Raw genomic sequence first — 17,937 nt, 5'->3', positions numbered from 1 at the left:
ATTCTCGTTTCTCAATTCCGCCCTGAGAAAGGGATTAGTCTGCTGGGCCGCTAGGCAAGCGGAATCGCTGAACTCAGCGAGCAGACGCAAGAGATGCGCTGGGAAGTTCGCAGTTGATAACGTCTCGGCTAAGAGGGTTGGGCAACGCAGCATCTGCGACGTAAGTGCCTGTGACTGACCTATGCCCTGTGACTGACCTATTCAACACTCAGCCTCTCACCGCACGGTGTTTGGTGGCCGTGATAAGCGGCAGGCTGCCGGCGTAGGCTTAGCCTGCGGCCTTCGAGAAGTAAAATTGGTTAAGTGCATCAAGGCAGCTGTTTACGAGCTCTAGGTAGCAGCGTTTTCTTGAGGTATTGAAAAGTGCCAATGGCTCCAATTATCCGAACGGCTTTCAAGTCCCAGCGCTCAGAAATGTATCCTCACTTGCTAGCTCCGGGCGCACTTCCATCCGATTCGAACTGTGAACCTCCTGCCTAGGCGGATGGGCGACGGCTTATTGGGTAGAGGGAATAGTCCGAATGTCACGCTGTGTGACCGGGTGAGTCGTCCTATGAACTAACGACCAGCAGGAAAGCGTTGAGAAATTTGATTTGAAGGATTGGATTCGTTACCTGCGCCTGGTTGAAATAGCTGATCGCACATGCCAAGTCCCGCTTGCGAGCCTAAGGTTAGGCAGCGTCCGAAGGGATCAACTAATGCGTTAGTAAGCCGGGAGGCTCTTCAGGGGCCGGCGCCAAGCCTGGCGACCGATGTTCAGCGCGACAGCTGGGTCCCCCTGGTCGAGACTGTGCATCAGGCTGGCGCCGCCTTCATCGTGCAGCTCATGCATGGCGTCGCCCAGACCCAGGGCAACATTCACCATGCCCGTCACGTCGCACCCTCGGCAGTCCAACCCGAAGGGTCTATGCGCGAATTGCGCGACGAGCATTTCGACTGCATGTCGCCTGAATGCTTCTGCGGGCTGAGCAATGGTCGTCAGCGGCGGGTCACAGAAGGCCGCGAACGGGATGTCATCGAAACCGGCGACCGAAATGTCCTCCTTTCCAAGTGCTCCTAAGTCCGCCGCAACGAGTCCACCCTTGGCAGCTCTCAGTCCAAGATGGCGCCCGCCCGACCTGAAGCACAACCCTCGAGCCTAGGCTCAGCTTAGCTAAGCGCGACGGCCCAAGCTCACTTCAACTCAAAGAGTCTCCACCTCTGACTGCGCTGCTTCTTTTGCAACCGCATCGCTTGGCTTTGGTTGCTCGCGTTTCTGAATATACTTCCAGTCGGCTTCGTCAATGTAGATCCCACTTGGGCTGCTACCACCTTCCAGGTCAATAGCGACGTGTGCCGATACCTGCGGTTTGACTGAAGCCAGAATCGGTACGAAGCCCAACTGCAGGCTGGTTTCAATCAGTGCCTGCTGGTTTCGCTCGTCGATGTCGGCAGCTTCGTCCAGGTAGTAGGGGAGGCGGATACGACCGGCCTGCTCGCGGTCCATCAGGTGTAGTAACAGGTACATGTTGGTCAGCGCCTTGATGGTCATCGTCGTACCATTGGATGCGGCGCCGTCGATATCGGTATGGATTACCGGTTGGCCACCGACCTTGGTGATCTCGAAAGACAGTTCAAAAAGATCCTTCAGTCCGAGCTGGTTGTTATTCGCAGCAACCAGGCGCGCCAGGTACTCCTTGGCTTCCTCATTCTTGCTGTCCTGTTCACTGCTCTGCTGCAGGTCGAACACGGACAGGGTCTCGCCTTGCTCGTACTGGCCTGCACTATGAATAATCTGGTCGATATGCTTCAGCGCATCCTTGTTGGGAGCTAGCACGATACGGAAGCTCTCGAGGTTCGAAACCTGCCGCTTATTGATCTCACGGTTGAACAGCGCAAGCTGATGCTCGAGGCTGTCATAGTCGCTGCGGATGTTTCGAAGCGTGCGCGCAATGTCCGTGACGGCTGCGCGCCGGGCTTTGGCAAGCGTAAGCGCCTCGTCCTGACGATGTGCATAGGCATTCACCAGCAGTTGAAGTCGACGCTCAGGATCGTCCTCACTGTCGAATTTGGCGACGCCCTTGAGGCGCACCTGTGCATATAGCGCTTCGATCTGACCATCAACGCGCTGCAATCCCTGCCAGCTGTCCTGATAGTCGTTGAGCAGCGGCTGGATGTTATCGAGCGAGTCGTCCACAGGGTCCATGAACGGCGTACCGAAGGGCAGGTCTGCAGGCAGCAGCTGGCGGCGACGTAGCGCGTCGTCGAGCGTGCGCTCTTTGGCTTCCAGATCCGCAAGTTGACGGCCTACCAGTTGCAGTTTCGCCGACAGGTGCTGAACGCGTTCGGTAAAGGCGTCGCTGGTTCGCTTGAGCTCGTCTTGAGCGGCCTCGGCCTGAGCCAATAGTTCCAGCTTGCTCTTTTCTTCGGCCGCTAGCGTCTGACAGCGTCGGAAATCTTCAAGTGCCTTCTGGTCATCCAGTACACGTTGATAAAGCTGCTCGGCTTGTGCCTTGCTCGCGGCACGGTCCACCGCCACCGAGTGCTGTGCTTTCAGTTGTTTGAGCTCACGCTCTAGGCGATCTTTCTGGTCACGCAGTGCCGCACGATCAGCCAGCGCCTGAAGTGCCGGTGGCTCAATATGTGAAAGGTCGATGGATAGCCCGGGTGCTTCGAAGCGCTCTCCTTTGAATCCGTTGAGTATTGCTTCGAGCGTTTTCACCCAGTTATCCCCATCGTCCACTGCGATGCCTTTTTCACTAAGCGGAAGGCTGAAGAGCTGGCTATTGAACAGACGCATCAGGCGATCGACATCGGCCTGTGCGAACTCCTCACGAAGACGGGAATAGCTGTTGTTGTCGGCATGATCGAGCTGCTGACGAACTGACTTCAGCCGCTTCTCCAGATCACGCAGACGCTCATCAAGGTCCTCGCTGGAAAATTGGCGCGATTGCGACAGCGCTCCGGCCAGTTCGTCATGGGCGTCCTTGGCCGAGAGCAGCTGTTGCTCCAGCACATGAGCGTCATCAATCAACGCAAAGCGGTTGTTCAGCGCAGCTAGCTCGCCCAGCCAATGCTGGATTTCGCTGATCTCACGCTCCAATCGCATTAGCTCGGCCGTGCCGCCGCGCTGTTCGTTCTGCAAACCGTCTTGTTCACGGCGATAGTGCTCAGCCTGGATCACCAGCTCTTCCTTGCGTGCTCCCGCATAGTCCTGCCAAGTGCCGAGCAGCGAATCGAGCAGCGGGGAAAGGCGATGCAGCTTGCCGCGTAACAACTCACGTTGCGCCACGCCCGCTGCGAGCGCTTCGACCAGCGGGCCGGCTGCAACCAACGCCTGATAATCCTGCTCCATGCGGCGTACGTCGCGGAAGGCCTCCTCGGTGGCGGCGATGTAGTCGACGCTGCCAGAGCGCAGGCTGTGCTCGAAGGCATCGAGGAACAGCTGCTTGAGTTTGGCTGCCGTGATTTCCCGCATGTGCAGCAGGTTGATGAACAGCGCGCGGAAGGTTTTAAGGCTCTGCTCACTGGTAGAGCGCAGCGGAATTAGCGTCATGTCCAGAGGAATTGCGGTATGGCCGCCGACGAGCAGCCGTCGCAGTTCGTCCGGCTTGGCTTCATAGGCCTTGATCCCGGCGCGCTCGAGATTGGCGAACAGCTCGCGTTGACGCAGGCAGGTGCCGTTTTGCTGATAGTGATCGAGGTCCAGCGAGCCCTGATAGACGAAGAATTGATGACCAAATCCGCCGCCCGGACCGCGTCCCGCAACGCCGATCACATGCGGGCCGTGAGGGAGGGCAACCTCGACCAGGATGTAGCTGGTGTCACTGGCAAAGTAGAACTTTCGCGACTGCTCGAGGCTGTACTTGCCAAAACTCATATCCGTCATACGCGCCAGGATTGGAAACTGCAGCGCATTGATTGAGGCTGACTTGCCCAGATTGTTTGCACCGTAGACCGATAACGGTGTTTCCAGCGGGAAGATGCCAAGGCTGTAGCCAGCAGTGTTCAGAAGGGCGAAGCGGCGAATGCCGTAGCGTTCCTGGCTCATGCTTCAAGCTCCTTTTCTTCAGCGATAGCGCGTGCGAGAGCGTCTTCATCAGAGTCGTTCGAGTCCCGGTCGAGGAGGATGATGTCGTCCTCTTCTTCCTCGGCGATTAGCTGAGGTGCCGGCAGCGGCAGGTCGCTGCTGTGCAGGCTTGCTGCCAGATCACGGTCCTGCTGAACCGACAGACAGACATCAAGGAATCGGTGCATCGGCGGTAGAAAGCGATAGACACCGTTGCTGTCTTCAGCGAAGCCGAGCTGCGTCAGGCGGCGGATGATCTTCTCTTCCAGCTCGTCCTGCGTAGTGACTTCGGCCTGAAGAAACAGGTCGCGATATTTATCGAGCAGCGCGGGCAGTTCGTCTCGACCCAGAGTGCCGCCGTCTAGTACCGCGAGAGGGTCGCGGCCCTGATCGGCCAAATGCTCCACCAGAATGAAGGTGAAGAGTGCCAGGCGCTGGGCTGTCTTGTTTACCTGGGCGCCCATCTGCTCAGGGACGAAGTAATAGAACCCACGTGGGTCGCATACCAGTTCGAACCCGAGCGCCTTGAACAATGCGCGGTACTGGTCCTGCATGTTGGACAGTTGCGCATAGCACTCCGGCTCGCTCCGGGACAGATGATAGCCCTTGAACAGCTCGCGGAAGATCGGCGCCAGCTGGGTCATTTCTTTCAGATCAATGTTCATACGCAACTCTGCCAATCATCGGGTGAAAACCGCAAAGCGCTTTCCACGAAAGGGGTTTGAATCCAGGCGGGCGATACCCGGTGCGGCGGACAAGCTTCGCGTTGTCGACCCTACGTCGGGCTCAGCCATCTTGGGGGGCCAGCAGGGCGAAGGAGCTGAGGCTGACCTGATGCTCGCGCGTCAGGTATTGGCGCCGCTCAAGACGGTCGCGCTGGAAGCGTGCATCACGGGATAGGCGCGAAAACCAGTAAAGCAGCTCATCGGTAGCACCCTCCGGCTCCTGGTCCAGCAGCCATTGCATCAAGTCAGGCAGAGGCAACGCCTGTTCGCAGCGCTCGAGCATTTCTCGGGCAGTCAGTGGCGAGCGAGGGGCATCCGCCTTGCGCTTGCTAGTGGCTCGTGGGAACTGCGCCGGCTTCGGTTCGAAGCGCGCCAGTGCATAGACGTACGCCTCAACCTGGCTGGCAGAACCGAGAAAGGTGCTTTGAGGTCGCGTGAACAGTGGCAAAGAGGCTTGCGGCACCGCGTCCAGGCCTTTCTTGCGGATTGCAGACAGGGCCAGGGCGGCGCCACGCGTCACTGCGTTATGTCGGCGCGCCTCTTCACGCAATGGCAACAGCAGTTCGCGGGCATGGCGCAGCGTAAGTTGAGCCGTGCTCTGCATCTCCAGAATCCGCGCATGGGTGCGCAACAGCAGATCGTCATCGACCAGTTGACCAAGCCGTTGCTGTTCACCGAGCAGCTTCATCAGTACCTGCTCGACGCGGTACACGCCCTTTTCAAATGCGCCATCGGCCGCGACCAGTTGAATCATCGGCTCCACGTATTCATCCCAGGTCGCGAGGACCTCGGCGTAGCGTTGACGCAACGGTATCTGGCGATCACTGGTTTTGGCCCGGTCTGCCACGCCGATCAGAGCCTGCTCGTCATTGGCGAGCTTTTTCAGCACGTCGCGCACGCGCATGTCGAGCAAGCGCAGCTGGCGGGCGAGGTCCTGGCCATCGCGGATCTCGAAAGCATCTTGAATATGCCCGGCCAGTCGTTCCAGGTGGCGCAGATAGGCTTCGATTTCCAGACAGAGGCCGAGCCTGTGCTCGCGGCGCAGATAGGCGAGAAAGTCGTGAATCTGAGCATTCAGCTCGAATCGATTGGGGCTCTTGGCCACCGGGACGAGGATGTCCAGCCGGATCCACTGATCGAGCAGGGCGGTGACGTTGGTAGGTGTGCCTTCCGGTAATTGCGCGGCGAGCTGATGTCGAAGCTCGATCAGGCTCAGGGTGCCGGCGTCGAAACGCTCGCAAAGCGGCTCGAGCAACGACCAGTGTTCGGCAAGGGCACGCAGTACGCGCTTGGGTTCGATCATCTGAATCGGTTCTGTCGGCTGGAAAAATGGGTCGCAATTGTACTGCCTCGGCCCAATGCAAATCAGCCCAAACTGATCGCTGGGGCAGACCAATGAGGCGCGCGGCCTTCCCGCTTTGCTGGTTTCCGGCCACAATTCACATCTGAGGCGCCACCTGAGTCCGCACGGCTGGCCGAGAGGAGTTCGACATGAGCAGCAACGACCGCGTCATCATCTTCGATACCACCCTGCGAGACGGCGAGCAGAGCCCCGGTGCCTCCATGACAGGCGAAGAAAAGCTGCGCATCGCCAAGGCGCTTGAGCGGCTCAAGGTCGACGTGATCGAAGCCGGATTCGCCATTGCCAGCCCTGGCGACTTCGCTGCGGTCAAAGCGGTTGCCGACCACATCAAGGACAGTACTGTGTGCAGCCTTGCCCGCGCGGTCGATGCCGATATCGAGCGCGCGGCCGAAGCCCTCGCTGGTGCCAATTCGGGCCGCATCCACACCTTCATCGCCACCAGCCCCATCCACATGCAGTACAAGCTGCGCATGCAGCCGGATCAGGTTGTCGAGCAGGCCGTGCGGGCGGTGACCAAAGCACGCAACCTCTGCGCCGATGTGGAGTTCTCCTGCGAAGACGCCGGGCGCTCCGAGATCGACTTCCTGTGCCGGATCATCGAGGCCGCCATCGATGCCGGAGCGCGCACCATCAACATTCCCGATACGGTCGGTTATGCCATTCCGCATCAATACGCCGACATGATCTGCCAACTGCTGGTGCGTATTCCCAACGCGGACAAGGCGGTTTTCTCCGTTCATTGCCACAACGATCTTGGCCTCGCCGTCGCCAACTCGCTGGCAGCGGTAGTGGCCGGCGCTCGACAAGTCGAGTGCACCATCAACGGTCTCGGTGAGCGTGCAGGTAACGCTGCGCTTGAAGAAATCGTCATGGCTATCAAGACTCGCCAGGATCTGCTCGATGTGCACACTCGAATAGAGACCGAGCACATTCTCAGTGCGTCGCGCCTGGTTTCGGGGATAACCGGCTTCCCGGTGCAGCCAAACAAGGCCATCGTCGGCGCCAATGCTTTCGCCCACGAATCCGGTATCCATCAGGACGGCGTGCTCAAGCATCGTGAGACCTACGAGATCATGTCCGCTCAATCGGTGGGTTGGAACGCAAACAAGATGGTCATGGGCAAGCACTCTGGGCGCGCCGCGTTTCGGTCACGTCTCGAAGAGCTGGGCATCGTCCTTTCTGGCGAGGGCGAACTGAATGCCGCATTTGCCCGCTTCAAGGAGCTGGCCGACAAGAAACACGAAATCTTCGACGAAGATCTTCAGGCGCTTGTGTCCGATACGCTCGCCGAAGACGTTCAGGAACACTTCAAGCTGGTGACGCTCGAGGTTGCGAGCAAGACCGGCGAAATACCGGATGCCAAGCTCGTCCTCAGCGTTGACGGCGCTGAGCTGCCAGCCTCTGGGCAAGGCTCGGGCCCGGTAGATGCGACCTTCAAGGCCATCGAGTCGGTGGCCAATTCCGGCGCTACCTTGCAGCTCTACTCAGTCAACGCCATCACCAAGGGCACCGACTCGCAGGGCGAGGTTACGGTACGGCTGGAGAAGGGCGGGCGCATCGTCAACGGCAACGGCGCCGATACGGATATCGTCGTAGCCTCAGCCAAGGCCTACCTGAACGCACTCAACCTGATGCAGGTCGGCGCCAAGGCGCATCCGCAGGTGGCAGGGGTTTGATTACCGAGAGTCGGCGTCGGGCTTTTCTCGACGCGATGCAGATCACCACGTGGCTGCCGCGGACCGAATTGCCATTCGCCGCCCCGTCGCGGCCGGAACTGCTTCAGTTCGTCGCAACCGAAACCGAGCCGTCGCCAATTATTGAGCTTGAGCAACCTGCTGCTCAGCCGGCCCCGCCAGCGGCCAAGGCAGTTGCCCCCGCAACGGCAAGCCCGGCAGCGGATGCGGTACGCGCCGTCATGCCACGTATCGCCATGCCAGAACCCAAGAAGCCGGTTGTCAGCGAGGAGCAGGCGTCGATAGTTGAGCAGAAGGCTGCCGTGCCGCCACCTCGCTTCGCATTGCAGTTGATGCGAGCCGGAAACGTGATGCTGCTGGTCGAGTTGCCGACCGGGGAGTCGTTTCAGAGCCGGGACCCTGCCTACATTCTCCTAAAGGACCTGTTGCGCGCCGCCAAACTGCCGGACAAACCGCAGCAGGTCGGCGATGGCGAACCGATTCGCTGGCCGCTGCTCCACCGCGGTAGCCTTGATCAGGGTGCTGAGGCCGCGCGCGACTACGTGCAAGGCGTGGTGGCGGCTGAACTGGAAGAAATGGGCTGTGCCTGTCTCTGGTTGATTGGCTCACCGGCATTGCGGTTCGCCGGGGAAGTCGAGCCTGATGCTTGCTATCGCGAACTCACCGTTGAAGGCTTGGGCGTAGCGCTGACGATGCCTGGTCTCGAACAGCTGATGGAGCAGCCAGCAAGCAAGGCGCAACTATGGAAAGCCATGCGCCGTAGCATGCCGCGATGGGTGATTGGTCTGAGTGGATCCACGAGTAGTGTTCATGAGTGATGCAGTAAGCTTCCGCCCAATGACTGAGGCGGATCTCGAGACCGTCCTGAAAATAGAATATGCCGCCTTCAGCCATCCGTGGACCCGCGGAGTCTTTACTGACGCCCTGAGTGCGTACGAATGCTGGATCATGTCGGAAGGGGACCAGCAGGTGGGTCATGGCGTCATCAACGTCATTCTCGACGAAGCGCATCTGCTCAACATTACCGTCAAGCCGCAGAGCCAGGGGCACGGGCTTGGCTTGCGCCTGCTCGAACACCTGATGCAGCGCGCGCAGGCGCGCGGTGGACGCGAATGCTTTCTCGAAGTGCGCGCAAGTAATACATCGGCTTACCGGCTCTATGAGCGCTACGGTTTCAACGAGATAGGGCGCCGCCGCGGCTACTATCCGTCCGCCGATGGGCGTGAGGATGCGCTGGTGATGGCCTGCACACTGCTCGACTGACGAGGCCTTGAAACCGGAAAGCCCGACTCGCATGAGTCGGGCTTTCTTTTATATGCGGAGCATGTGGGCGCTCGGCCAGGGCGCAGCTTCAGAGCTGGCACTACCGTGGCAGCTTGTCCCGTCCGGAATCGAGCGGGGCGTCCCCTTCGAGTTCCTCATCGTCCATCACGTCATCGTTCTCGTGCAGCACGGCATCACCGCTGCTGAGGCCAGTGTCCGTATCGCCATCCGCAGGGCCGTCCCAGGGTTTGCCGTCCAGAGGATGGACGCGACCCTCTTCTGCTTCGTCCAGATCCACGTCGGCTCCGATGCTATGACCGGAAACTTCGCTGAGTTCCTGATCGGCGGGCCCGCCGTGACCGCGCTCATTGGGCGAACGCGCACCGTCTTCAGGAATCAGCGTCTCTGGTGACATGTCATCCATTGTCGTATCGCCATCGGGCACCTCACCAGCGGTCATACCCGCCTCGGCGACACGCTCCGGTGGGAAGTCATTTTCGGCTTCTCCGGCAGGTACTTCATCACCGATGCGGCCCGTGCGGTCGTCGCGGCGCTGATTGAAATCGAGCTGCTCGATGGAGCCCATTCGGTCCTCGGTGTCGTCGATTTCAGTGGGGGTGTAGGGCTTCTGATCGTTCATGACAACCTCCTGCGTGAGCTGCGGTCTTGCAGTTTGTGACCCGGCGTCACTGGGAAGATTCAGCGATACCGCTGGCCGGCTCGGGGTTTATGAACCAAGCTGCAAGGAGCCGCGTTTGCGCCTAAGCGCTTGTGGCGCTTCAAATTAGTGCGAACCACCATCGACGATTCGGAGTCTGAAGGAGCATGAACGAACCCAATGAACGACCCGGACTAGAGGTCCGGCGCTGCGCTTTTTTCTTCGATGTCGACGGCACGCTGGCGGAAATTCAGCCTCGTCCCGAACTCGTTTCCATCCCGCCTCGCTCGCTGGTCGCACTGGAGCAGCTGCATCTCAGTGAGGTGCCCGTAGCCGTAATTTCCGGGCGTCCGCTCAGCCAGCTCGATGCACTGCTTTCGCCCTTGCGCCTACCTGCAGCCGGCGTGCACGGCGCTGAACGCCGTACGGCCGACGGTGACATGCGCAACCTCGCCCTGGACGACGAAGTCTTCAACGCCATCCACCGTGATCTGGAGCAGGCCTGCGCTAGGCATCCGGGCCTATCGCTGGAGAACAAGACCGTTGCCTTCGCCCTCCATTTCCGCCTCGCTCCCGAGCTGGAGGACGTCGCGCGCGAGCTGGCAGAAACCTTTGTCGAGCGTTACGGCGACGTGCTGGCCCTGCAGCCGGGCAAATGTGTGTTCGAACTCAAACCCCGTGGCGCCAGTAAGGGCGAGGTAATCCGCACCTTCATGCAAGAACCGCCGTTCAGAGGACTTATGCCCGTGTTCGTGGGGGACGACCTCACTGATGAGGCAGGCTTCAAGGTCGTCAACGAGTTGGGCGGATTGACCATCAAAGTGGGCACCGGCCCGACCGAGGCCACGCAGCGTTTGGACTCGGTAGAAGCTGTCGGCGACTGGCTGGAAAGCTTGCTCGCCGTGTTGGCCGAGCAGCCGCAACAATCAACTGAATCCAGAATGAAGTGAGAATGAGCGATGAGCCGACTAGTAGTGGTTTCCAACCGGGTAGCGCCGATCAAACCGGGGAAGGTCGCTGCTGGCGGGCTTGCAGTCGGCGTTTATGACGCGTTGCGTCAGGCCGGTGGCATCTGGTTCGGCTGGAGCGGTGACGTAAGCAGCACGCCGCAGACCAATAGCGAAACCATCGGCAACATCACCTACGTGACCATGGGGCTGACCAAGCAGGACTACGACCAGTATTACCGCGGCTTCTCCAACGCCACGCTCTGGCCGATCTTTCACTACCGAATCGATCTTGCGCGATACAACCGTCAGGAGTACGAAGGCTACAGGCGGGTCAACGCCATGCTAGCGGAGAAGCTCAAGCCGCTGCTCGAGCCGGACGACATCATCTGGATTCATGATTACCATCTGATTCCCTTTGCCGAAGCCTGCCGTCAGCTAGGGATCCGCAACCGCATTGGTTTCTTCCTGCACATCCCTTTCCCGCCGCCGGAAATCCTCACGGTCATTCCGCCGCACAACGAGCTGCTGAAAACGTTGTGTTTCTATGACCTCATTGGCTTCCAGACCGAAACCGATCGCTTGGCATTTCAGGACTACATGACGCGCGAGGTCCGCGGCATTCTCGAATCGGACGGCAGCCTGACGGCATACGGGCAAAACTTCCGTGCCGGGGTTTACCCCATTGGCGTGGTGCCGGACGAGATCCAGAAATTGGCTGAGTCCTACAAGGGACGCAGCAAGCCCATGCGGCGGACCACCGACGTCGACCGCAAGAAGATCATCAGCGTAGATCGGCTGGATTATTCGAAAGGGCTGGTCGAGCGCTTCAAGGCGTACGAGGCATTTCTTGATCGCTATCCGGAGCACCGTCGCGCCGTTGAGTTCATCCAGATCGCGCCCACGTCACGATCGGACGTAAAGACCTATCAGAACATCCGTCAGCAGCTTGAAAGTGCTGCCGGTCATATCAACGGCTGGCTGTCGGATCTCGACTGGACGCCGCTGCATTACCTCAACAAGAGCCATGATCGCCGTTCGTTGATGGGGCTGTTCCGCCAGTCCGACATTGGCTTCGTCACGCCTCTGCGGGACGGGATGAACCTCGTCGCCAAGGAGTTCGTCGCCTCGCAGGACCCGGAAGACCCTGGCGTGCTGGTATTGTCGCGCTTCGCCGGCGCCGCTCGTGAACTGACTTCCGCGCTGATCATCAATCCCTACGATTGCATTGGCATGGCCGAAGCCCTCGACCGGGCCATGCGTATGTCGCTCACCGAACGCAAGGACCGCTACGAACACATGATGCGTGCCATTCGCGCCGCAGATCTGGATGCCTGGCGCGACAACTTCCTGCGTGACCTGCGCGCGTTCTCTTCGCGCCCCAGAGCCGAAGTGCCGTCAAACCCCCTATTCGCCGTTTAGACGTGACGTGCCGGTTGGCGTGCTTGTCAAAACGCCAACCGGTTCGTAACGTGCGTGTCGGAATGGAAGGGGCAGGCGATGAACGAGCTTCAACAGTTATTCGAGAACAACGCGCGCTGGGCTGAAGCGATCATCGAGGAAGACCCGACGTTCTTCACCAAGCTCGCCCAGCAACAGGTGCCGGAATATCTCTGGATCGGTTGCTCCGATGCTCGTGTTCCCGCCAATGAGATTGTCGGCCTGTTACCGGGCGATTTGTTCGTCCACCGTAATGTCGCCAACGTGGTGCTGCACACTGATCTCAATTGCCTTTCGGTGATTCAATACGCGGTCGATGTACTCAAGGTCAAACACATCCTCGTCACCGGCCATTACGGCTGTGGCGGCGTGCGGGCGTCCATGCGCGACGATCAGCTGGGCCTCATCGACGGCTGGCTGCGCACCATTCGCGACCTCTATTACGAGCACCGCGAGCACATCGCGAGTTTCCCTACAGAGGAAGCACAGGTCGATCGCCTCTGCGAGCTCAACGTGATTCAGCAGGTCGCCAACGTCAGCCACACCAACATCGTCCAGAACGCCTGGCACCGCGACCAGCCGCTGTCCGTGCACGGCTGCATTTACGGCATCAAAGATGGCATCTGGAAGAATCTCAACGTCACCATCAGCGGACTCGATCAGCTGCCGCCGCAGTACCGTCTGCGCACGCGTCGGCCGGTCTGATGGGTACGCGTCAAGGATGGGCCTTCGCCGGTCTGCTGCTCGCGGTGCTCTGCTGGGCAGGCAACGCACTGGTGGCACGCGCGTTTCATGACGAGATTCCGCCACTGGGCCTCGCGTTCTGGCGCTGGACCCTTGCAACCTGCTTGCTACTGCCCTTCGTTGCGCGCTCCATCTGGACACACCGTGCGACGCTGCGCGCTGCTGGCTGGCGGCTGCCCGTCGTCGCCGCGTTGGGCGTCAGCAGTTATAACTCGTTGCTGTACACCGCTGCGCAAAGCACCGAGGCGATCAATCTCACGCTGGTCAACACCTGCCTGCCGCTGTTCACCTTTATCGGCGGCGGGCTGCTGCTGGGTGAGTGGCCGGCGCGCCGGGCCTGGTTTGGCCTCGGCATCGCTGCGGTGGGACTGGTCTACCTGATCAGCCGCGGCAGCTGGGACGCCTTTACCAGTCTCGCCTTCAAGTCGGGCGATCTGATCATGCTCGTGGCGGTGTTGGTCTGGGCGCTGTACACGCTGTCACTGCGGCGCTGGGTGGGCTTTCTGCAAGTGCCGCCTCTGACCTTGTTGGGTGTATTGATGCTGTTGGGCACGCCGCTGATCCTGCCGTTCTATCTGGTTGAACTCAGTAACGTCGGCGGCTTCGCTCCCACTCCTACCAACCTTTCGGTAATTGCCTACACCGCCGTTTTCGCCTCGCTGGTGGCTTATCTGTCCTGGAACCACGGCGTCAAAATCGTCGGCGCTGCCAAAGCATCGATGGCGACTTACCTGATGCCGGTGTTCACCGCGATCCTCGGTTGGCTGCTGCTGGGGGAGGGCTTGCAAGTCTTCCACTGGATTGGTGGCGGGTTGATCTTTGCCGGTCTGCTGCTGGCAACCCGAACGACGGTGCGCAGCGCGGTTCGCTAGTGGTTGTTACCATTTTTGGTTCTCGTATACACGATTAAAGTCGTCGCGCGGCAAGTCATAGCGCTACGACATGATCCTTCCTTCTAGCGCGGCGCCCTGGCACGCCGGGGATACGCCAATTTACTGCGTGCCTGCCTGGCGGCTACTTGTCGCCGTCGAGGCGAGCCTATGCTGACGAATGAGCATGGCTGCGCCTGCGTCCACCTTGGCATTCACTGAGACAGCGTCGTCTGATGCCGTATTGGTGGGGCCGGCCGCGCCACTGACGGGTTGCGCATTAGGAGCTGACACGGCCCATTACCAAAGTTGAACCTGGATAGGGCGGCTTCTCTGGAAGGGCCTATACCAGTAATCGGCTCAGCTACCGCTCGCCCATATATTGTCCTTTGCTTAAAAGGCCGCGCCAGCGTCGGGTGGGAACAGCCAGCGAGCCTGCGGCATCACTTTTCGAATTGGCCAATGCGGAAGTTTGAAGAAGCAGCATCACACTTAAGGACGGTGGCCCAGGCATTTCTAGCACCCATAAATGCGGAAGCCACTTTGATGTGCCCATTCTCTTTTATTCCCCCGTAGGAGCATGCTCGTGCCGGTATCAAGCGAACGCCAAATCGCCACCCGAGCAATCATCAACACGGCGCGCGATGTTGTGAATCGAATGGCCATAGTGTTTTTCGCCACAGCGATGGTGCTGTTTACATCACAGTCCTTCGCTCACCACGGCTGGGCCTGGGCGGAAGAAGAACAATCGGAGTTAAAAGGGACGATTACCGAGATCTCGATGGCGCCACCTCACCCAGCCCTGCGCGTAGAGGCTCAAGACGGACGTTCATGGCAGGTCGATCTGGGTAATCCAAACCAGACGCAACGCTCCGGTTTCACCGGCGATGCCGCCGAGGTGGGGGATGGCATCACCGTACTCGGCAACCGAACCAAGGAGCCGAACGAAGCGCGTATGAAAGCCGTGCGCATTACGGTCGGCGGCAAGCAATACGACATGTATCCGGAGCGCATCAAGGAATGACGACACGGCGATGACAGATTTCCTGCAGTCGATTGCTGGCTGGCCCGGTACCGTATTGCTGCAGGAATATTGGATCGCCTATCTCGTCGTCAATGCCGCTCACATCCTTGGCACAGGGCTACTCTTAGGCGCGATTCTGCCGCTCGATTTGCTCCTTTTGCGCTCAACGCGCGGCCGAGATCTGGTGGTCCTTGGACCATTTCTTGTGCGTGCAGCCGCAGCCGGCGCCACACTTGCGGTTTTAACAGGGCTTTGGTTGTTCTCAGTGAAGCCAGTGGAGTATGCGGAGAATCCGGCCTTCCTATGCAAGGCGGCACTGCTGGTGCTGGCGGTCTGCAACATCGCACTCCAGCATCGCGGCGAGCGCTTCGACACCGCGCTGCGCAGCGGCCAGCCAACTGTGCAGGTCCGCGTCCTGGCCGCCGCTTCCGCCATTCTTTGGCTTTCGATCCTTGTAGCTGGCCGGTGGATCGGCTTTGTCTGAGATGAGTTATCGGGTGCAAGTTAGCGGCGCAGCCCATTATCGACTCTGCTAGCTCTGGCGGTTTTTCTAGGGAAGGTGTTCATCTGGCCGTTCATATCAGCCAGCACAAGAGCAGGCGTTCGCGCTTATTCACGTGAGCGTAACTCGCACCCGGCTACTGGAAGGTTTATTCGATTAAGCCTTGTATGGGTGTGAGGACTTTCAGTTTTCAATGGAGACGTGGCCGCAGTCTTACTCCTGCTTCCCGGACCACGGCATAACGATCTGCAAATCCCCAACAAGCACCTGCGCAACAGCCATCCAGATCACTGCACCAAACTCAACCCCAGCGACAGGTGCCCGACCACGATGCCGATGGCCATCTGTTTCCAGAGTCCAGCGTATTGACTGGATGGAGTAGCGACGGCGGAGCGGAAGGGCGCGCGCGTTCAGCGCGGATGTTGTCGAAGATATCTCTCATGGGTCTGCTCTTGATGATGTTTGGCTAAACGACGGCCCACAAAAAAAGGGCTCAGCTTTCACTGAACCCTTTCTTGAATTTGGTGGCTACGCAGGGACTTGAACCCCGGACCCCAGCAATATGAATCACCTGCGCGATGCCCCGCAAGGCCAGAAAATGCCATATTGAAGGGCCTCCAGCCAACTCGTCACCAGGCTAATCCAGTATCTTGCTGGAAAAGCTGCGAATGTAGTCACGCCACTGTTTACTTGGCTGCTACCACGCGCTAGCTTTACGTCTTAATGGCAATATGCCAATGCACGGATGCGCAGTCGATGGCTCGCCAAAGAAATATGTTTTTCAAAAAGGCTATTGGTCTAATTAGCCACAGTTGTCAGCGGGCAAGCATTATTCGAACTATTCGCCCGTATCCTTTCACGCTTGTGTGTCCCCTCGAATCGGTTTATGGCAGATGCACGCCGGCTTCTTCAATATACTTGGCAGCATTCGTAGTTGGGTTAATGCGGGTTAAGAATGTTTGGTCGGCGGTGAAGCCTTGAATATCTTATTTTATAAAGAGCTGCTTTCCGAGGATTTCGAAGTTGAACCTATAGCCTCTGTTAAAGTAATGTTGGTAGATGCTTCAAATATTTCGGTGGCTGTACTCGAGTTGATAGATGCGGTTCAGGATGTCATTTGGATTGACAAGCTCGATATAGTGCCCAGGCTAAGTTTTGAGCAAACAGCGTTAAGGACTGTGGCGAAGCTGGTGGCTAAGTTTGGAGCGATTAACGACGAATTGACCAGTGATGTTGGAGAATATCTCGTCTCTTGCTCCGCCTCGAAAGGGCTCGCTGAAGCGTTTGGGCATGAGATTGTGCCTATTTCTGAACTATGGAAAGAGAAAATAACAGGGAATCATGGCTTCGATTTTCATTCAGAAAGTCTGGGTAACGTAATCTCATTCGGCGAAGCCAAGTATAAATCTAGCGCTAATCCATATGATGAAGCTGCCAAGCAAGTGATAAGCTTCCTTAGTCTTGGGAAAGATAAAGGTGATTGCTTATTTCTTCAACATTTTGTATCGACGCCTGCTCTGGAAGCGTTTATTTATCAAGGTTCGCGGGGCATCGCATTGGCTTTCTCCGTCTCCTCCGCCAATCCGATGGCCATCTTAGATAACGCTTTGGATAACGTTAATATCGAAGCCTTGGCTAGCCTGTGTGACGAGCTGTATATAATTGGTGTAGTCATATGACCCCGGCTGAGATATTAAGTATACGCGACCCTAAAAGCGTTCTAAGGGAAATAATATCGTCTATAAGCAAGGATGGGCCAGTCGACCAAGAGCTTCTGGAGACGCTTGCGTATCTGAAAGAGTACTTCCCGGATACATTTGCTGAGGAAGAACCCAAGCTAATGTACGTTCTTGGGCTATTTTATAAAGTGGAGGAGCCGCAGGACTTAATAAGCTTTGTGTTCTCGGTGTTTAAGGAGTCAATCGAAAATGAATACGGGCAGACTCTGACACCTATTCAGGCGAGCATTCGCAAGAAAATCGATGCCAACAAATATTTTTCGTTCTCAGCCCCTACTAGTGCTGGAAAGTCTCACCTCCTCAGAGAGTTAGTGTTGGGCTACAACTGCGATATAGTCATAGTGCTTCCCTCCAGGGCTTTGATTTCTGAATATCTAATCACTGTGCGCAATATCGTCCAAGGTCGAAAAGACATATTAGTCCTTCAATTTATTGATGATGTAAATAGGGCAAGAGTTGCTAAGCGGGTGTTTATTGTCACCCCCGAGCGTTGCGCGGATCTTTTTAGGCTGAGTGGTCGTTTTAATATAGGAATGTTCATATTTGATGAAGCGCAGATATCCGAAGAAAGCATCAGAGGGGTGACTTTTGACGCGCTGGTTCGCCGTTCGGATAAAGTATTCAAGGATGCAAAGAAAATCTTCGTTCACCCCTTTGTTGAGAATCCCGGTGCGCAGTTGATTAAGCACGGCTTCGAAGGTGAGTGCTCCGAGTCACACGTATATCGCCAAAACGCTGTAGGTAAAATATACATCGAACGAGATTCGCTAACGGGTAGTTACAGCTATTTCTCCCCTTTTTTGCCTGATGGTTACAAGAAGAAAAATAAATTCGAGGTAGATTTCGATCCTGTGAAGGAGGTGCTCCTAGCAGGTGGTTCAGTATTGATATTTGTAAGTAAGAAATTCATATATGACGGTG

At 57.8% G+C, this 17,937-nt stretch carries 15 protein-coding genes and 2 pseudogenes; 12 read left to right on the top strand and 5 right to left on the bottom strand.

Features of this window, described 5'->3' with window-relative positions; translation table 11 throughout:
• Nucleotides 1–736 precede the first annotated feature (736 nt).
• Nucleotides 737–907 (top strand): annotated as a pseudogene (locus NA619_RS25165) (NADH:flavin oxidoreductase); the annotation flags it as partial.
• Here NA619_RS25165 and NA619_RS24100 read toward each other — a convergent pair.
• The 4 genes and pseudogenes from NA619_RS24100 to mksB all read right to left on the bottom strand — a co-directional run.
• A pseudogene (locus NA619_RS24100) lies at nt 902–1,042 on the bottom strand (substrate-binding domain-containing protein); the annotation flags it as partial. The pseudogenes NA619_RS25165 and NA619_RS24100 sit on opposite strands and share 6 nt — an antisense overlap.
• 141 nt (nt 1,043–1,183) lie before the next feature.
• A complete protein-coding gene (gene mksF, locus NA619_RS24095; protein ID WP_255964340.1) occupies nt 1,184–4,030 on the bottom strand; it encodes an Mks condensin complex protein MksF in 2,847 nt (948 codons plus the stop codon).
• A complete protein-coding gene (mksE, locus tag NA619_RS24090; protein ID WP_255964339.1) occupies nt 4,027–4,713 on the bottom strand; it encodes an Mks condensin complex protein MksE in 687 nt (228 codons plus the stop codon). Before mksE ends, mksF begins: the two co-directional genes overlap by 4 nt.
• Before the next feature lie 121 nt (nt 4,714–4,834).
• Nucleotides 4,835–6,076, bottom strand: coding sequence for an Mks condensin complex protein MksB (gene mksB / locus NA619_RS24085; RefSeq protein WP_255964338.1), 1,242 nt, complete (start codon nt 6,074–6,076; stop codon nt 4,835–4,837).
• Between the two features lie 188 nt (nt 6,077–6,264).
• On the opposite strand from mksB, the gene NA619_RS24080 reads away from it, so the two are divergent.
• Genes NA619_RS24080 through rimI form a run of 3 tightly spaced genes read left to right on the top strand, consistent with a single transcriptional unit; the run spans nt 6,265 to nt 9,093 of the window.
• Nucleotides 6,265–7,812 carry a 2-isopropylmalate synthase gene (locus NA619_RS24080; protein WP_255964337.1) on the top strand — a complete coding sequence of 516 codons (1,548 nt, stop codon included), beginning with the start codon at nt 6,265–6,267 and terminating at the stop codon, nt 7,810–7,812.
• Entirely contained in the window at nt 7,809–8,648 is an 840-nt protein-coding gene (locus NA619_RS24075) for an energy transducer TonB (RefSeq protein WP_255964336.1), read from the top strand. Before NA619_RS24080 ends, NA619_RS24075 begins: the two co-directional genes overlap by 4 nt.
• Nucleotides 8,641–9,093: a ribosomal protein S18-alanine N-acetyltransferase gene (gene rimI, locus NA619_RS24070; RefSeq protein WP_255964335.1), complete on the top strand. Its 453-nt coding sequence runs from the start codon at nt 8,641–8,643 to the stop codon at nt 9,091–9,093. The genes NA619_RS24075 and rimI overlap by 8 nt, the downstream gene beginning before the upstream one ends.
• Nucleotides 9,094–9,193: 100 nt before the next feature.
• Here rimI and NA619_RS24065 read toward each other — a convergent pair whose 3' ends face one another.
• On the bottom strand, nt 9,194–9,733 hold the full coding sequence (locus NA619_RS24065; RefSeq protein ID WP_255964334.1) for a hypothetical protein: 540 nt from the start codon (nt 9,731–9,733) through the stop codon (nt 9,194–9,196).
• Between the two features lie 185 nt (nt 9,734–9,918).
• On the opposite strand from NA619_RS24065, the gene otsB reads away from it, so the two are divergent.
• From otsB to NA619_RS24025, 8 genes are all read left to right on the top strand, one after another.
• On the top strand, nt 9,919–10,701 hold the full coding sequence (otsB, locus tag NA619_RS24060) for a trehalose-phosphatase (RefSeq protein WP_255964333.1): 783 nt from the start codon (nt 9,919–9,921) through the stop codon (nt 10,699–10,701).
• Nucleotides 10,702–10,710: 9 nt separating this feature from the next.
• On the top strand, nt 10,711–12,120 hold the full coding sequence (gene otsA / locus NA619_RS24055) for an alpha,alpha-trehalose-phosphate synthase (UDP-forming) (RefSeq protein ID WP_255964332.1): 1,410 nt from the start codon (nt 10,711–10,713) through the stop codon (nt 12,118–12,120).
• A gap of 78 nt (nt 12,121–12,198) precedes the next feature.
• Nucleotides 12,199–12,843, top strand: a complete 645-nt coding sequence (can, locus tag NA619_RS24050) for a carbonate dehydratase (protein WP_255964331.1) — start codon at nt 12,199–12,201, stop codon at nt 12,841–12,843.
• Nucleotides 12,843–13,754 (top strand): DMT family transporter, encoded by a 912-nt coding sequence (locus NA619_RS24045; protein WP_255964330.1) that lies wholly within the window; start codon nt 12,843–12,845, stop codon nt 13,752–13,754. Before can ends, NA619_RS24045 begins: the two co-directional genes overlap by 1 nt.
• A gap of 583 nt (nt 13,755–14,337) precedes the next feature.
• Nucleotides 14,338–14,775: a DUF6152 family protein gene (locus NA619_RS24040; RefSeq protein WP_255964329.1), complete on the top strand. Its 438-nt coding sequence runs from the start codon at nt 14,338–14,340 to the stop codon at nt 14,773–14,775.
• 55 nt (nt 14,776–14,830) lie between these two features.
• On the top strand, nt 14,831–15,259 hold the full coding sequence (locus NA619_RS24035) for a DUF2214 domain-containing protein (protein WP_255964328.1): 429 nt from the start codon (nt 14,831–14,833) through the stop codon (nt 15,257–15,259).
• Between the two features lie 995 nt (nt 15,260–16,254).
• Entirely contained in the window at nt 16,255–16,956 is a 702-nt protein-coding gene (locus tag NA619_RS24030) for a hypothetical protein (RefSeq protein ID WP_255964327.1), read from the top strand.
• Nucleotides 16,953–17,937: DEAD/DEAH box helicase (locus tag NA619_RS24025; protein ID WP_255964326.1), on the top strand; the 985-nt coding region annotated here is incomplete at its 3' end. The genes NA619_RS24030 and NA619_RS24025, both read left to right, overlap by 4 nt.

This window comes from Stutzerimonas stutzeri, assembly GCF_024448895.1.
GTDB classification, from domain to species: domain Bacteria; phylum Pseudomonadota; class Gammaproteobacteria; order Pseudomonadales; family Pseudomonadaceae; genus Stutzerimonas; species Stutzerimonas stutzeri_Q.
The sequence above is the reverse complement of the archived record's forward strand: the minus strand, read 5'-3'. Positions and strand labels throughout refer to the sequence as shown.

What these genes read in the sequence shown, in the direction of transcription:
- mksF (WP_255964340.1), bottom strand. Translation starts at nt 4,030, where the DNA reads ATGAGCCAGGAACGCTACGGCATTCGCCGCTTCGCCCTTCTGAACACT.
- mksE (WP_255964339.1), bottom strand. Translation starts at nt 4,713, where the DNA reads ATGAACATTGATCTGAAAGAAATGACCCAGCTGGCGCCGATCTTCCGC.
- mksB (WP_255964338.1), bottom strand. Translation starts at nt 6,076, where the DNA reads ATGATCGAACCCAAGCGCGTACTGCGTGCCCTTGCCGAACACTGGTCG.
- NA619_RS24080 (WP_255964337.1), top strand. Translation starts at nt 6,265, where the DNA reads ATGAGCAGCAACGACCGCGTCATCATCTTCGATACCACCCTGCGAGAC.
- rimI (WP_255964335.1), top strand. Translation starts at nt 8,641, where the DNA reads ATGAGTGATGCAGTAAGCTTCCGCCCAATGACTGAGGCGGATCTCGAG.
- NA619_RS24065 (WP_255964334.1), bottom strand. Translation starts at nt 9,733, where the DNA reads ATGAACGATCAGAAGCCCTACACCCCCACTGAAATCGACGACACCGAG.
- otsB (WP_255964333.1), top strand. Translation starts at nt 9,919, where the DNA reads ATGAACGAACCCAATGAACGACCCGGACTAGAGGTCCGGCGCTGCGCT.
- otsA (WP_255964332.1), top strand. Translation starts at nt 10,711, where the DNA reads ATGAGCCGACTAGTAGTGGTTTCCAACCGGGTAGCGCCGATCAAACCG.
- can (WP_255964331.1), top strand. Translation starts at nt 12,199, where the DNA reads ATGAACGAGCTTCAACAGTTATTCGAGAACAACGCGCGCTGGGCTGAA.
- NA619_RS24045 (WP_255964330.1), top strand. Translation starts at nt 12,843, where the DNA reads ATGGGTACGCGTCAAGGATGGGCCTTCGCCGGTCTGCTGCTCGCGGTG.